This window comes from Ectothiorhodospira mobilis (assembly GCF_016584115.1).
Taxonomy (GTDB): Bacteria; Pseudomonadota; Gammaproteobacteria; order Ectothiorhodospirales; family Ectothiorhodospiraceae; genus Ectothiorhodospira; species Ectothiorhodospira mobilis.
Genome location: NZ_NRSK01000016.1, coordinates 21437 through 36635 on the forward strand (window position 1 = coordinate 21437; position 15199 = coordinate 36635).

A 15199-nucleotide genomic window follows, 5' to 3' on the forward strand; every position below is an offset into this window, starting at 1 on the left:
AAACCCTCCCGCCAGGGCGCGATTCGATCCTATCGGCTGATCAACCCTGAATGCAGATCCTTCAGCAACGGAGAAGTATCCGTTGTGGGGAGGGGCGTATTTTCGTATATGGCACCTGGGGTGGTCATGGATTCCCTGTCTGGAATGAATCCACGAATTCTTAATGAATGAATTTTGCTGGAAATCATTTCATAGAGTAACGGGAATCGTAATCTCAAAAAATCAATCAAAAAAGGAAAAATAATGAAACCAAGCAAGATCATGACTGCGATCGCAACGACTGCACTGATGACCGGATGCGCAAGCATCGTTGGTGAGAAAAATCAGATGGTGACCATCAATAGTGCTCCAAGCAATGCAGCAGTGGTCATCAAAGATGAGAATATGCAGAAAGTGTATTCTGGTACGACTCCTGCAACATTGCAATTACGCAAATCCGATGGCAGTTACTTTGGAGGTAAAACCTACACAGTAGAGCTCTCCAAAGAAGGGTATGAAACCCGCACCATGATGATCAACTCCACACCTAATGGATGGTATCTTGCCGGTAATTTGGTTTTTGGGGGATTGATCGGTTGGTTGATTGTCGATCCAATGACTGGTGCGATGTACAACCTCACTCCAGATAAAATTAATGCATCACTAGGGGAGGGTGTAGCAATGAATGGAGACGGTCATCCGGACATTACGCTGGTTTTGATTGAAGATGTGCCGATGAATATGCGTGAAGAAATGGAGTATATTGGAAAGATTTAAGGGAACCTCGATCAATGAGTTCCCTGTCCTCAAATCGCTCATGCCCGTTCGGGATCATGGATTCATAGCCCATGAACGTGCATGGGGATCTGAACCGGGCGGTTATACGGGTACCCGGGAGAGGTGATGGTGAGGCGGTTGCACCCCTCACCATGGCCCTGGATAGGTCATCCTCCTCATGCGGCCACCCCCTGCAGGTAGGTGTTGGGTCTCGCCTGATTGTATACACGTTTTCGGAATAAATCGGGGCGGTTATGTTGCCACGCCTTGAGCGTTTCCACCGGGGTGCGATGCCCCAACGCCTTTTGGCCGATGTGATGGTTGTACAGGCGCTGGTAGTCCCTGAGCGTGTCGTCCAGATGCTGTCCGGGGCTCAACCTTCGGCTTCGCAAGCGGCTCGGATACCGGGCCCCGATCGAGGTCTTGGTGGGCTCTTTACAGCGGCAGCGCGCCGCATGATGGGGCGTTGCGGTTATTGGTTGAATTCAGGCACAAAAAAAATCATAAGGAAGCTTCTATGACTCTCACCGTTCGCGATTTCCTTCTTGTCTTTTTTCTGTTCCTCCCGCTGGCAGGCTGCAACAGCAGTAGCTCGGATGATTCGTCTACGAACGTTGACGTATCTGGCTTTTACACCGGCATATCGAGTGATGAGTTTGGAACGCGCACTTTCGAGGTTCTCGCTTATGACGGCGAACTCAAAGCGTTCAGTTTAGAGGGAGGATTGCTTTACGACGGATCTTACTGGGTATCTGGCGAAGATGTCACCACGGATGTCGTTGGTTGGGAGATCGGGGGCACACGACCGTTCGCGAGATTTGAGGGAAGTGGAACCGCGTCAGGTGGCAATGAGATCAACTTGACCTTTTCACCGATAAGTGGCGATGGCGGAACGGGATCGCTTTCCGTTGAGAGGGTTCCTGAATCAAGCATTAATCTGACAAATGAGGCGATTGCCGGAGTTTATTCCTACACTGTGGAAGGTGTTTTGTTTGAGCTGGTAATTAATGTTGATGGTAGCTTCCAGGGAGGTGACAGTCTTGGTTGCGCTTTTCGAGGCCAGATGACGATTCCTGAGCGGGATCTCAATATTCTGCAGGTCGAGTCTGAAGACATCAGCGGTGTTTGTTTCGGCGACCGTGAAATGTCAGGTCTGGCGGTCATGACGACGAACTTGACGGATCAGGTTGGGTTAGACGGAATCGTCTTCGTTGTGAGTGGGGCTACCAGCATCTTCCTCGATGTGATTCCCCGAACGACCGATGTTGGAAATTTCGACATGGATTAGTATTAACCCGGCAATCAAATAGCTACGCTGCTGCGTACTGAATTGCCTTGGCTTGGAAATAGCTCTCAGGTCTCGCCTGATTGTATACGCGTTTTCGAAATAGATCGGGGCGGTCCTGTTGCCAGGCCTTGAGGGTTTCCACCGGGGTGCGATGCCCCAGCGCCTTCTGGCCGATGTGATGGTTATACAGGCGCTGGTAGTCCCTGAACGTGTCGTCCAGATGCTGTCCGGAGTCCAAGTGCCGGGTGCGCAGCAGGTCGGCGATGCGCCCGTTGAAGCGCTCGACCATCCCGTTGGTCTGGGGCCGCTTGGGACGGATCAGACGGTGCTCGATGTCATGCTCGGCACACACCTGGTCGAACGGATGGCGCCCGGTCGGCTTCCGTTCTCCGGTCGTCGTGAAGCGATCCGTGAACTCCTTGCCGTTGTCGGTGACCACGTGGGTGATACAAAAGGGCGCCTGCTGGAGCAGTTTCTTCAGAAAGCCCCTCGCTGCCTCGGCGGTCTTCGAGCGCCGTACCTTAAGATAGACCCAGCGCGACGTGCGGTCGATGGCTACGAACAGGTAGCCGCGCGAGGGCTGGTCGGCCATCTGCGGCAGGTACTTCACATCCACATGGACAAAGCCTGGGACGTACTCCCGAAACGGCTTGTGCCCCGGCTCCACGGGCTCTGTGGCCTGTTCACGCTTGAGCGCCTGAAGGTTGCCCACCCCGTGCCGACGCAGGCAGCGGTCCACCGAGGCGCGCGTGAGATCCGGGTTCAGGAATTCCCGGGCGACGATCAGCAGATTATCCAGCGACAGCAGGGCCACTTCACGCACCTGCACGACGATCGCCTCCTGCTCCGGCGTCAGGGTCGTGTGCAGGGTCTGGGGGCAGTGCGAGCGGTCTTCCACCTCCGTACGCCGGCGGCGCCACTTGCGCACCGTTGCACGGGTGATGCTGTACCGCCGCGCCAGCTCCGGATCACTGACGCTGGGCGGTGCTTCCTGGAGCTCACGCCGGATCTGGGGGGTCGTTCGCGCGTTGGAATGAAGGGTACTCGCCATGAGGTCAGTCCTGCGTTGGATCATCGGCCACAATACTCAACCACTCCCGCGCATGAAACAGGGGGGCCTTATCATGCGGTATACAATCAAGCGAGACCCAACACGTAGATAAGCAGAAGCTGCTCGTTGTCTTGGAAGCTTTCGAAGTTCTCTATAACGCGCGAACGACGAAGAATGAAGAAGACTATTACCTCGGTAACCTCATTGGAACTGGGAACTTTGAGGGTACATACGAAGAAATGCATGGCACTGTGCCCCAGGCAATCGACCGAACTCGATCGTTTATCGGGAAGTCTTATGCCATGTACAGCCACCAAGGAGAAATCATCGCTAGGAACCTTTTGAACGTGCTAAGGAAGGAGAATTTCACATCGGATTCTGTTGAACTCCTTGCCCCATACAAGGGGGCTCTCGAAGATATTTCCCAGGGAAATATATAAAGGGATCCTCGAAAAATTTAAGGCCCCCTGAATTCACATAATAAGAGCAACGCCTGAACGGATAGAGGGTGGGTCAGCTACCGCCGTAGAATGGGTGGCTCTCACCCTAAACCCATTCAGGCGTACCGATGAGGCACTACTGGCGAACATAAAAGGACACCCACCTATCTTGCACCCCTCTCCACCCTGAACTACGTTTGAAGGGTACGCCCAAGGAAGGAGCCCAACCATGACCCGTCCCCGATCCGAGCAGGTCTGCGTGACGGATACCCCCTGGTACCATGTGGTCTCCCGCTGCGTGCGGCGCGCCTTCCTGTGTGGGGAGGACCGGTTTACGGGACGGAATTTCGACTACCGGCGGGGATGGATTGAGGCCCGGATGCGGCAGTTGTCTGCGGTGTTCGACGTGGATGTGGCGGCTTACGCGGTCATGAGCAACCACTACCACATCGTGTTGCGCCTGGATCCGGGTCGCGCCGAGTCCTGGACGGAGGAGGAGGAGGTGCTGCGGCGCTGGACGGCGCTGTTCACCGGCCCGATGTTGGTGCGGCGCTTTCTGGATGCGCGGCAACGCCCCGCCATGACCGTGGCCGAGCGGGATTGGGTGCGGGAATGGGCCGAGACCTACCGTGCGCGACTGGTGGACCTGTCCTGGTACATGCGTGTGCTCAACGAGACCATCGCCCGTCAGGCCAACGCCGAGAACGGCGTGAAAGGGCGCTTTTGCGAGGGCCGTTTCAAGAGCCAGATCCTGCTGGATGGGGGCACCATCATTCACACCTCCCGGCGGGGCGGACTCGATTGGCTCCGTGGCTGCCGCGCTGCCCCGGCGGCCACGGAGCCGCCGCCGGGGCCCGCCGTTCAGCCGGCGTGATCCAACCAGAACTCCAATCCCTGGACGTTGAGCTCCACATCCATCCCCACCAGCTCCCGTACCCGTGCCTCGGGCAGGGTGCAGCCGTGGGCCTGCAGGCGTTCCATGAGCAGGGCCATCATGCCCTCCACCAGGGCACCGTGGCGGGTCTCGCCATCGTTGGCGTGCTCCCGGGCCAGGGCCACGAAGGCATCGATCATCTCATGCTGCTCCCGGCGCAGGCGCTCCAGATCCCCCACACGCCCGTAGTGGGTCAGATACATGAAGTCCAGCCCCCGGTCCACCAGACGGTCCACCGAGGCATGCAGGGCCTCGGGGTCGAACTGCACGGGGGTGGTGGTGGGGAAGGCGAAGGCCCCGCGCTCGGTATCGAACTCCCGGTAGGAGAGGCCGAAGGTGTCGCCGCTGAAGATGCCCCGTCCCTTTTCATCCACGATGGAGAAGTGATGTTTGGCATGCCCCGGGGTGTCCAGGAAGGCCAGGGTGCGGCCATTGAGCTGGATGCTGTCCCCATCACCGGCCTGGATCACCCGCTCCTCGGGCACCGGCAGCAGGGGGCCGAACATGCGGTCCATGGCCTCCTCCCCATAGACCGCCGCCGCCCCGGCGCGCAGCTTGGAGGGATCGATCATGTGCCGTGCCCCGCGGGGATGGATCACCAGCCGGGCCTGGGGCAACTGCTCCATGAGCACCCCCACGCCCCCGGCATGGTCCAGGTGCACATGGGTGGGGATGACATAGTCCACCTGGTCGCGGCCGATGCCCTTCTCCTCCAGCACCTGCAACAGCCCCGGTACGGAATGGGCCGTGCCTGCCTCGACGAAGGCCGCCCGATCCCCCTCCCGGATCAGGTAACAGGCGGCCAGCCCCGGACGCTGGATTTCCGCATCGATGACGGTGATGCCATGGTCGAGATCCTGGTAATGCACTGGGCTCATGGGGTCTCCTTCGGGTTGTGGGGGAATGCATTCCTGAGTGAAACGCCATGATAACCCCTGGGCGGGGGAATGGGGGGCAGGGTGCAGGTATGGGACACCCACGTAATCCCCCCGGTGCATACCTTGACCCATGCCGATCTGCGCTATGCTCGTGCATACGGACATGCAGACAAGGAGCCACACACATGAAGCGCAACGCCCAAACGCGATCCGCTATCCTGCTGTTCCTTGCGGTGTTCGCCGCCGGTGCCCAGGCGGACGAGGGGGATCCGCGGCAGTATGTGGGGGAGGCGCGTGATATCGCCCAGGAGTTTGCCGCTCGGCTCAAGGGGGAGCTGGAGTCGGCCCTGGAGGAGGGAGGCGCGAGCCAGGCCATCGGCGTCTGCGGTGCGGCCGCGCCGGCCATCGGGGCGCGGCTTGGCAAGGAGACTGGCTGGGCCGTCGGCCGCACGGCGTTGCGGGTCCGTAACCCCCGCAACGCCCCGGACAGCCGGGAGCGGGCGGTGATGACATCCTTCCAGCAGCAGCATGCCGAGGGGGTTGAGCTCCAGGGTATGGAGCGCATCGGGATCGTGGAGGAGGGCGGCCTGCGCTATGTGCACTACATGAAGCCGATCCCCACCCAGGAGGTCTGCCTGACCTGCCATGGAGGTGACGTCAAGGGCCCCATCCAGCAGGCGCTCGCCGAGCGCTATCCGGCCGATGCGGCCACCGGCTTCCGGGAGGGGGAGATGCGCGGCGCCTTCACCTTCATCAAGCCGCTGGAGGGCCGTTAGCCGCGCACCGGAAGGCATCCCCATCCGGAGCGGGAAACACAAGTGAGAGAAATAGGGTCTGTCCCCTTTTTGCGGTGGCCGCTCTGAACAGGGGCAACCCCGGGAACGCAGACGGCCGCCCCTCGGGGCGGCCGTTTTTCTTTCCGGATCGGTTCCGCGCAGGGCGGATCAGATCATGAAACGGTCCACGAACTCGTGCACCGGGGTGGCCGTGAGGCGGTCGGCGTCCTTGCACAGGGCATAGATGCCTTCGGCCTGGCGGGCGGGGAAGCGGGAGCGCAGGGCGCTGTCGAACTTGCGCTCCAGCACGGGGATGCCCTCGGCGCGGCGGCGGCGGTGGCCGATGGGGTATTCGATCTCCACCTTCTCGGTCTTGCTGCCGTCCTTGAAGAAGATCTGGATGGCGTTGGCGATGGAGCGCTTCTCCGGGTCCAGGTAGTCCCTGGAGTAGCGGGGGTCCTCGTTGACGCGCATCTTCTCGCGCAGGGCGTCGATGCGGGGGTCGGCGGCCACGTCGTCGTTGTAGTGGCGGGCGGTGAGTTCACCGAAGATCAGGGGCACGGCCACCATGTACTGCAGGCAGTGGTCGCGGTCGGCGTAGTTGTGCAGCGGGCCGTCCTTGCTGATGATGCGCACGGCCGAGTCCTGGGTGGTGAGTTCGATGTGGTCGATCTCGTCCAGGCGGTCCTTCACCTGCTCGTGCAGGATCAGGGCGCATTCCACGGCGGTCTGGGCGTGGAATTCGGCGGGGAAGCTGATCTTGAACAGGACGTTTTCCATGACGTAGCTGCCGTAGCCCTGGGGGAAGCGGAACTTCTCGCCCTTGAAGAGCACGTCGTAGAAGCCCCACTGGGGGGCGGTGAGGACGCTGGGCAGGCCCATCTCGCCCTTCATCACCATCATGGCCAGGCGCACGGCGCGGCCGCAGGCGTCCCCGGCGGCCCAGGACTTGCGCGAGCCGGTGTTGGGGGCGTGGCGGTAGGTGCGCAGGGACTGGCCGTCCACGAAGGCCTGGGAGACGGCGTCGATCACCTGGTCGCGGTCGGCGCCCATCATGTGGGCGGCCACGGCGGCGGAGGCCACCTTCACCAGCACCACATGATCCAGGCCCACGCGGTTGAAGCTGTTCTCCAGGGCCAGTACGCCCTGGATCTCATGGGCCTTGACCATGTAGTGCAGCACCTGGCCCATGGTCATGGGTTCCTTGCCCTCGGCCACGGCCTTGCGGCTGAGGTGATCGGCCACGGCCAGGATGGCCCCCAGGTTGTCCGAGGGGTGGCCCCATTCGGCGGCCAGCCAGGTGTCGTTGAAGTCCAGCCAGCGCACCAGGGTGCCGATGTTGAAGGCCCCCTGGACCGGGTCCAGCTGGAACGGGGTGCCGGGCACGCGGGTGCCGTTGGGCACCATGGTGCCGGGGACGACGGGGCCCAGGTGCTTGGTGCACTCGGGGTACTGCAGGGCCATCATGGCGCAGGCCAGGGAGTCCATGAGGCAGTTGCGGGCCGTGTCCAGGGCCTCGGCGGAGTCGATCTCGTGGCCGCAGACATAGTCGGCGATGGCCACCAGTTCCTGATCGGGTTCGGGACGCACGTTGGCGTCAGCGGTATGTCCACCCATGGGCGGGTTCTCCTGTGGTCATTGGGATGCGGGGCCCGCCGCGGCCCGGGGCCGCGGCGGGTGGGTGTTGTGCGGGCGGGGCGGGCCCCCGCCCGCTGCGGGCGCCTCAGCCGCGCTGGTCCAGGGGCACCCAGGGCTGGTTCTCCGGCCCGATGTAGTTGGCGCTGGGACGGATGATCTTGCCGTCCTGGCGCTGCTCGATGACATGGGCCGCCCAGCCGGCGGTGCGGGCGATGACGAAGATGGGGGTGAACAGGGGCGTGGGGATGCCCATCATGTGGTAGGACACCGCCGAGAACCAGTCCAGATTGGGGAACATCTTCTTCACCTCCCACATGACCGATTCCAGGCGTTCGGCCACCTGGTACATGCGCATGTCCCCCTGGGCCTCGGAGAGGCGGCGGGCCACGTCCTTGATGACGCGGTTGCGCGGATCGGAGAGGGTGTAGACCGGATGGCCGAAGCCGATGACGATCTCCTTGCGGGCGATGCGTTCGCGGATGTCCGCCTCCGCCTCGTCGGCATCGTGGTAGCGCAGCTGGATATCGCAGGCCACCTCGTTGGCGCCGCCGTGCTTGGGTCCGCGCAGGGCGCCGATGGCGCCGGTGAGGGCGGAGTAGATGTCGGAGTTGGTGCCGGCCACCACGCGGGCGGTGAAGGTGGAGGCGTTGAACTCGTGCTCGGCGTAGAGGTTGAGGGAGGTGTGCATGGCCCGCACCCAGTCTTCCGAGGGGGCCTTGCCGTGCATCAGGTGCAGGAAGTGGCCGCCGATACTGTCGTCGTCGGTCTCCACGTCGATGCGCCGGCCGTGGTGGGCGAAGTGGTACCAGTAGAGCAGGGCGGAACCCAGGCAGGCCAGCAGGCGGTCGGCGATGAGCCGTGCCCCGGCCACGTTCATGTCCTCCTTCTCCAGCTCCAGGGTGCCCAGCAGGGAGACGCTGGTGCGCAGCACGTCCATGGGGTGGGCGGAGGGGGGGATCTGCTCCAGGGTGGTGCGCAGGGCCGCCGGCAGGCCGCGCATGGAGCGCAGCTGGGCCTTGTAGCGGGCCAGTTCGGCGCGGTTGGGCAGGGTGCCGTGCACCAGCAGGTAGGCGATCTCCTCGAATTCCGCCTGGTCGGCGAAGTCCAGGATGTCGTAGCCACGGTAGTGCAGGTCGTTGCCGGTGCGGCCCACGGTGCAGATGGCGGTGTTGCCGGCGACCGTGCCCGACAGGGCCACCGATTTCTTCGGCTTGGGCTTGGTGTTTTCGGTCTCAGTCATCGCTCGATTCTCCGTCTTAGCCGCCTTTGCGGAACAGCTGGTCCAGTTTTTCTTCGTAGGCGTGATAGCCCAGGTGCTCGTAGAGCTCGGCCCGGGTCTGCATGGTATCCAGCACCCCCTGCTGGGTGCCGTCGCGGCGGATGGCCTCGTAGACGTTGAGGGCCGCCTGGTTCATGGCGCGGAAGGCCGACAGGGGGTAGAGCACCAGGCCCACCCCGGAGCCCTTGAGTTCATCCACGGTGAACAGGGGGGTGCTGCCGAATTCCGTGATGTTGGCCAGCACCGGCACCGGCACCGCCTCCACGAACTGCCGGTACTGCTCCAGGGAGGTCATGGCCTCGGGGAAGATCATGTCGGCCCCGGCCTCGACGCAGGCCACGGCCCGCTCGATGGCCGAGTCCATGCCCTCCACGGCCAGGGCGTCGGTGCGGGCCATGATGACAAAGTCGTTGCGCCGGGCGTCGGCGGCGGCGCGGATGCGGTCCACCATCTCGTCCTTGCCGACGATGGCCTTGCCGGGCCGGTGGCCGCAGCGCTTGGACTGCACCTGGTCCTCGATGTGGCAGCCGGCGGCCCCGGCCCGTTCCAGTTCCCGCACGGTGCGGGCGATGTTGAAGGCGCTGGAACCGAAGCCCGTGTCCGCGTCCACCAGCAGGGGCACGTCGGTGACGTAGGTGATGCGGCGCACATCTTCCAGTACGTCGTGCAGGGTGCTGATACCCAGGTCCGGCAGGGCCAGGGAGCCGGCGGCGACGCCGCCCCCGGAGAGGTACAGGGCGCGGTAGCCCACGTGCTCGGCCATGAGGGCGTGGTAGGCGTTGATGGCCCCCACCACCTGCAGCGGCTGTTCCTCTTCGACGGCGCGCCGCAATCGGGCGCCGGGCGTGGATGCTTGCGTCATAAATACTCCTTACTCATGCGAACATGCAAAGAAAAGGGATGTCTGGGTGCCGTTCCTGCATCCCTGGCATCCGGGATGCGCCGCGGGCCCCGTCACCAGGGCAGGGGACCGCCAAGGGCCTAACCCGCCTCGCTCAGGTCCGGGTCGGACCGGCGGGTGAGGGAGTCCTGGGCGTCGAAGAGCATCTCCACGTTCACCCGCGAGCTGCGGATGTGCCGGCGCATGATGAGCTCGGCCATCTCCGGGTCACGGTCGGCGATGGCCTCGACGATGTGGCCGTGTTCACGGAAGGCGATCAGGGCCCGGGCACTGGCCATGCCGAACTGGTACCGGTACATGCGCATCAGGTGGTACAGGTCGTTGCACAGCAGTTGCACGAGGCGCTGGTTGCCGCTGGCCTGGACGATGCGGAAGTGGAAGTCCAGGTCGCCCTCTTTCTGAAAGTAGGCGATGCCCTCCTGCAGCTCCCCCCGCTGTTCGTGCTGCTTGAGCAGCCGGCGCAGGTGCTCCAGCTCCTTCTCGGTGATGCGCTCCGCCGCCAGACGCGCCGCCATGCCCTCCAGGGCCTCCCGCAGGATATACAGCTCCAGCAGGTCTTCCTGGCTGAGGGAGACCACCCGGGCGCCCACATTGGCACGCCGCTCCACCAGGTGGCAGGCCTCCAGGCGGCCCATGGCGTCCCGCAGGGGCCCGCGGCTGATGCCGTATTCCGTCGCCAGCTCCGGTTCGCTGATCTTGCTGCCGGCGGGGATCTCGCCTTCCACGATGGCATTGCGCAGCCGGGTGAAGACCCGGTCCGCCAGGGTCACGCCCTGCTCGCCTGCTTGCTGATCGGTGTAGGGTGCCATGTCGGATCCGATTGTTAACAATATCAGGTTAACAGGCCTGAAAATCCGGGTAAACCCCGGGGTTTGATGACAATCTCAGGACTATGGTTATTCCCGTCCGGTCCGTATGGGGCTGGGCGAGCGGGCGGGCCTTGGGCGGCCCCCCGAGGGGGCCGCCGCCGCGAGGGGAAGGGCCGGCCTCAGCCGGCGGTCTGCTTGGCCTCGGCGTAGCCGATGCGGCCCAGCTGCTGCTGGATCTCGTCCAGGATGGCCGGATCGTCGATGGTGGCCGGGGCCTGGTAGGGCTCGTTGTCCGCGATCTTGCGCATGACCGCCCGCAGGATCTTCCCGGAGCGGGTCTTGGGCAGCCGGTTCACCACCGCCACCAGCTTGAAGGCGGCCACGGGGCCGATCTGATCCCGCACCCGCTCCACCAGTTCCCGGCGCAGGTCGTCTTCGGCCAGGTCCACACCGCTTTTCATCACCACCAGCCCCATGGGCAGGGAGCCCTTGAGCGGGTCCTGCACACCGATGACGGCGCACTCGGCCACCGCCGGATGGCTGGCCAGGACCTCCTCCATGGCCCCGGTGGAGAGGCGGTGGCCGGCCACGTTGATGGTGTCGTCGATGCGGCCCATGACATAGAGGAAACCCTCCTCGTCCAGGTAACCGGAGTCGCCGGTGAGGTAGTAGCCGGGCTGGGCGCTGAGATAGGCCTGGTGGAAGCGCTCGTCGTTCTGCCACAGGGTGGGCAGGCAGGCCGGGGGCAGGGGCAGCTGGATCATGATGCGGCCCATCTGCCCGGCGGGGACCTGTTGGCCGTGGTCATCCAGGATCTGCACGTTGTAGCCCGGCACGGGCTTGCCGGCGCTGCCGGGGTGGATGGGCAGCTGCTCGATGCCCAGGAAGTTGCCGGCGATGGCCCAGCCCGTCTCCGTCTGCCACCAATGGTCGATGACCGGCCGCTGCAGGATCTCCCCGGCCCAGTTGAGGGTGTCGGGATCACAGCGCTCCCCGGCCAGGAACAGGGCGCGGAAGCCGGAGAGGTCGTAGCGCTTGAGGTGCTCCGCCTTCGGGTCCTCCTTCTTGATGGCGCGGAAGGCGGTGGGGGCGGTGAACATGGTGGCCACCCCATGCTCCTGGATCACCCGCCAGAAGGCCCCGGGGTCCGGGGTGCCCACCGGCTTGCCCTCATAGACCACGGTGGTGCAGCCGTAGAGCAGGGGCGCATAGACGATGTAGGAGTGGCCCACCACCCAGCCCACGTCGGAGGCCGCCCAGAAGACCTCCCCCGGCTCCATGCCGTAGATGTGCTTCATGCTCCAGTGCAGGGCCACGGCATGGCCGCCGTTGTCCCGCACCACGCCCTTGGGTTTGCCGGTGGTGCCGGAGGTGTAGAGGATGTAGAGGGGGTCGGTGGCCTCCACCGGCACGCAGGGGTGGGGCTCCACATCCTGCACCGCTTCGTTCCAGTCCAGGTCCCGCCCCGGCACCAGCTCCCCGGGGCACTGGGGACGCTGCAGGATGACGCAGTGTTCGGGCTTGTGCTCGGCCATCTCGATGGCCTTGTCCAGCAGCGGCTTGTAGGGCACCACCCGGCTGGGTTCGATGCCGCAGGAGCCACCCACCATCACCCGGGGCTTGGCGTCGTTGATGCGGGTGCACAGCTCATTGGCGGAAAAGCCCCCGAACACCACCGAGTGGATGGCCCCCAGGCGGGCGCAGGCCAGCATGGCCACCAGGGCCTCGGACACCATGGGCATGTAGATGATCACGCGGTCGCCCTTCTCCACCCCCAGGCGGGCGAGGCCGCCGGCGAACAGGGCCACCTGCCGCTGCAGTTCCCGGTAGGTGATGACCCGCTTGGTCTGGGCCACGGGGCTGTCGTAGATGATGGCGGGCTGGTCGCCGCGGCCCTGGTCCACATGCCGGTCCACGGCGTTGTAGCAGGTGTTGAGCTGGCCGCCGGCGAACCAGCGGTAGAAGGGGGCATGGTCATCATCCAGAACCCGGTCCCAGGGCCGGTCCCAGTGGATGGCCTGGGCCGCCTCGGCCCAGAACCCCTCCGGATCTCTCACCGCGCGGTCGTATACCTCTGCATAACCCATGACTCGCTCCTGCTGTTGGTTGTCCCCGCAAGGGGTGGCCACGCCCGGGGCGCGGCCTGGTGTGAGTGGGCCCGGCCGGGCTGCGTTTCAGGCATGACCTTAGAGGATTTTTTCAATGTGTCAACAATCGAGACCCCATTACCAGGCAGGGGGTCAATATTCCGTCCCTGTAGGGGGTTATCTGTTGACGTTTGATCCATGTCATTGCAGTGCATCATCCGCTGCCGGGAAGGGGCGGATCCGGCCGTGGGGCCGCCGGTCGGGGCCCGGCTGGGGGGTGTGCTACCATCGCCGGAAAAACCGACCCATCCATCGAACCCGACGATATGCTTGATCCCAAGACCCTGAGAAACGACCCGGAAGGGGTCGCGTCACAACTGGCCGGCCGCGGCTTCACCCTGGACATCGAGGCCTTTGGCCGCATGGAGTCCGAGCGCCGAACCCTGCAGATGCGCACCCAGGAACTGCAGAGCGAGCGCAACAGCCGCTCCAAGGCCATTGGCCAGGCCAAGGCCCGGGGGGAGGACATCGAGCCCCTGAAGGCGGAGGTGGGCCGGCTGGGGGATGAGCTCAGGGACTGCGAGGCGCGCCTGTCGGCCCTGCAGGAGGAGCTCTCGGAGTTCCTCATGGGGGTGCCCAACCTGCCCCACGAGAGCGTGCCGGTGGGGCAGGATGAGGAGCAGAACGCTGAGGTGCGCCGCTGGGGCGAGCCGCGCCGCTTCGATTTCCAGCCCCGGGACCACGTGGATCTGGGGGCCCCCAACGGCTGGATGGACTTTGACAGCGCCGCCCGCATCAGCGGCAGCCGCTTCGCCGTCCTGCGTGGGCCCATGGCCCGCCTGCACCGGGCCCTGATCCAGTTCATGCTGGACGTGCACACCGGCGAGCACGGCTATCAGGAGGTGTATGTGCCCTACCTGGTGAACGCCGACAGCCTGCGGGGCACGGGGCAGCTGCCCAAGTTCGCGGCGGACCTGTTCCGCATGGGGGACGATCCCGGCTACTACCTCATCCCCACCGCCGAGGTGCCGGTCACCAACCTGGCCCGGGAACGCATCCTGGAGGCCGGCGAGGTCCCCGCCCGGTTCGTCTGCCATACCCCCTGCTTCCGCTCCGAGGCGGGCTCCTACGGCAAGGACACCCGCGGCCTGATCCGCCAGCATCAGTTCGAGAAGGTGGAGCTGGTGCAGATGGTGCCGCCCCGGGACTCCTGGGCGGCCCTGGAGACCCTCACGGGCCATGCCGAGGCCATCCTGCAGCGTCTGGAACTGCCCTACCGGGTGATGACCCTGTGCACCGGGGATCTGGGCTTCTCCGCCGCCAAGACCTACGACCTGGAGGTGTGGCTCCCCGGTCAGGGCTGCTATCGGGAGATCTCCTCCTGTTCCAACTTCGAGGCCTTCCAGGCCCGGCGCATGATGGCCCGCTACCGCAATCCGGAGACGGGCAAGCCCGAACTGCTGCACACCCTCAACGGCTCGGGTCTGGCGGTGGGCCGCGCCCTGGTGGCGGTGGTGGAGAATTATCAGGACGAACAGGGGCGCATCCATGTCCCCGCCGCCCTACGGCCCTATATGGGCGGGGTGGAGGTGCTGGACCCCCAGGCCTGAGGCGCGCAGCGACTTCGCCCCGCCCCCGGCCTTTCTCCTACAATGGGATGATTGTTCGTTAAGGCGCGAATGTGCCGGGAGGTCTTCTCATGAAGCCAGTACAGCCGATCCCGTTCCGTCCCCTGATCACCGTCTGTGCCCTCGCGGCGCTGCTGGCGGCCCCCGCCCTGGCCACGGCCCAGTATCAGGGTCAGGGCCAGATGGGGCAGGGCCAGATGGGGCAGGGCGGAGGCCCCGGCCAGCAGGGCATGGGCCCCTCCGGCGGCCGCGGCCAGGGCAACATGGGGCAGGGCATGGCGCAGCTGGAGGAGGACCTGGATCTCACCCGTGAGCAGCGCCCCCTGTGGGAAGCATTCATGGGGCACCTGGGACCGCGCATGGCCCCGGAGCAGCGGGACATGCGCCGTCAGGCCATGGGGGACACCGGTTTCCTGACCCGCATGCGCAACCGGGCCGCCATGGCCGAGGCCCGGGCGGAGGAGGCGCGGGAGGCCCGGAACGCGGCGGAGCGCCTCTATGAGTCCCTCACCCCGGATCAGCGCCGGATCCTGGACGAGGCCCCCACCCCCTGGGAGCGCATGGAGGGCAGCAACACCGGTCCCTCCGGTCAGGGACGCGGCCCCGGCGGCGGTAACGCGGACCGCGGGGGGCCGCCCCAGGACCGTGGTCCGGGACAGGGACCGCGCTGGCAGGAGGATAACGCGCAGTAGTCCCGCCGCCCGTCCCGGGGGAGGGCTTCTCCTCCGGGCGGG

The 15199-nt window shown here is 64.7% G+C and carries 12 protein-coding genes and 2 pseudogenes; 6 read left to right on the plus strand and 8 right to left on the minus strand.

Annotation, left to right across the window (positions count from 1 at the left end):
- The first annotated feature begins 243 nt into the window (after nt 1–243).
- Nucleotides 244–756: a PEGA domain-containing protein gene (locus CKO33_RS07960; protein ID WP_200181204.1), complete on the plus strand. Its 513-nt coding sequence runs from the start codon at nt 244–246 to the stop codon at nt 754–756.
- A gap of 176 nt (nt 757–932) precedes the next feature.
- On the opposite strand, the pseudogene CKO33_RS13585 reads toward CKO33_RS07960, so the two are convergent.
- Nucleotides 933–1115: pseudogene (locus CKO33_RS13585) on the minus strand (IS481 family transposase); the annotation flags it as partial.
- 158 nt (nt 1116–1273) lie between these two features.
- Between CKO33_RS13585 and CKO33_RS07965 the strand changes: the two are divergent.
- Complete coding sequence (locus tag CKO33_RS07965; RefSeq protein WP_200181206.1) at nt 1274–2044, plus strand: hypothetical protein; 771 nt, start codon at nt 1274–1276, stop codon at nt 2042–2044.
- A gap of 22 nt (nt 2045–2066) precedes the next feature.
- Here the strand turns inward: CKO33_RS07965 and CKO33_RS07970 are convergent, their stop codons facing one another.
- On the minus strand, nt 2067–3095 hold the full coding sequence (locus CKO33_RS07970) for an IS481 family transposase (RefSeq protein ID WP_200181208.1): 1029 nt from the start codon (nt 3093–3095) through the stop codon (nt 2067–2069).
- Nucleotides 3096–3764: 669 nt separating this feature from the next.
- On the opposite strand from CKO33_RS07970, the pseudogene CKO33_RS07975 reads away from it, so the two are divergent.
- Nucleotides 3765–4310 (plus strand): annotated as a pseudogene (locus CKO33_RS07975) (transposase); the annotation flags it as partial.
- Between the two features lie 86 nt (nt 4311–4396).
- Here CKO33_RS07975 and CKO33_RS07980 read toward each other — a convergent pair.
- Complete coding sequence (locus CKO33_RS07980; protein WP_200181211.1) at nt 4397–5347, minus strand: MBL fold metallo-hydrolase; 951 nt, start codon at nt 5345–5347, stop codon at nt 4397–4399.
- 185 nt (nt 5348–5532) lie between these two features.
- On the opposite strand from CKO33_RS07980, the gene CKO33_RS07985 reads away from it, so the two are divergent.
- Complete coding sequence (locus tag CKO33_RS07985) at nt 5533–6123, plus strand: Tll0287-like domain-containing protein (RefSeq protein WP_200181213.1); 591 nt, start codon at nt 5533–5535, stop codon at nt 6121–6123.
- A 168-nt stretch (nt 6124–6291) separates the two neighbouring features.
- Here CKO33_RS07985 and CKO33_RS07990 read toward each other — a convergent pair whose 3' ends face one another.
- The 5 genes from CKO33_RS07990 to CKO33_RS08010 form a co-directional block, all read right to left on the minus strand.
- On the minus strand, nt 6292–7740 hold the full coding sequence (locus CKO33_RS07990; protein ID WP_200181215.1) for a bifunctional 2-methylcitrate dehydratase/aconitate hydratase: 1449 nt from the start codon (nt 7738–7740) through the stop codon (nt 6292–6294).
- A gap of 106 nt (nt 7741–7846) precedes the next feature.
- A complete protein-coding gene (gene prpC / locus CKO33_RS07995; RefSeq protein WP_200181217.1) occupies nt 7847–9001 on the minus strand; it encodes a bifunctional 2-methylcitrate synthase/citrate synthase in 1155 nt (384 codons plus the stop codon).
- Between the two features lie 16 nt (nt 9002–9017).
- Entirely contained in the window at nt 9018–9902 is an 885-nt protein-coding gene (gene prpB, locus CKO33_RS08000) for a methylisocitrate lyase (RefSeq protein WP_090485982.1), read from the minus strand.
- A 119-nt stretch (nt 9903–10021) separates the two neighbouring features.
- On the minus strand, nt 10022–10750 hold the full coding sequence (locus CKO33_RS08005; RefSeq protein ID WP_200181219.1) for a GntR family transcriptional regulator: 729 nt from the start codon (nt 10748–10750) through the stop codon (nt 10022–10024).
- A gap of 179 nt (nt 10751–10929) precedes the next feature.
- Nucleotides 10930–12837, minus strand: a complete 1908-nt coding sequence (locus CKO33_RS08010) for a propionyl-CoA synthetase (protein WP_200181221.1) — start codon at nt 12835–12837, stop codon at nt 10930–10932.
- 326 nt (nt 12838–13163) lie between these two features.
- Between CKO33_RS08010 and serS the strand changes: the two genes are divergently transcribed.
- Nucleotides 13164–14447 (plus strand): serine--tRNA ligase, encoded by a 1284-nt coding sequence (serS, locus tag CKO33_RS08015; RefSeq protein ID WP_200181223.1) that lies wholly within the window; start codon nt 13164–13166, stop codon nt 14445–14447.
- An 89-nt stretch (nt 14448–14536) separates the two neighbouring features.
- On the plus strand, nt 14537–15157 hold the full coding sequence (locus tag CKO33_RS08020) for a Spy/CpxP family protein refolding chaperone (RefSeq protein ID WP_200181225.1): 621 nt from the start codon (nt 14537–14539) through the stop codon (nt 15155–15157).
- Nucleotides 15158–15199 lie beyond the last annotated feature (42 nt).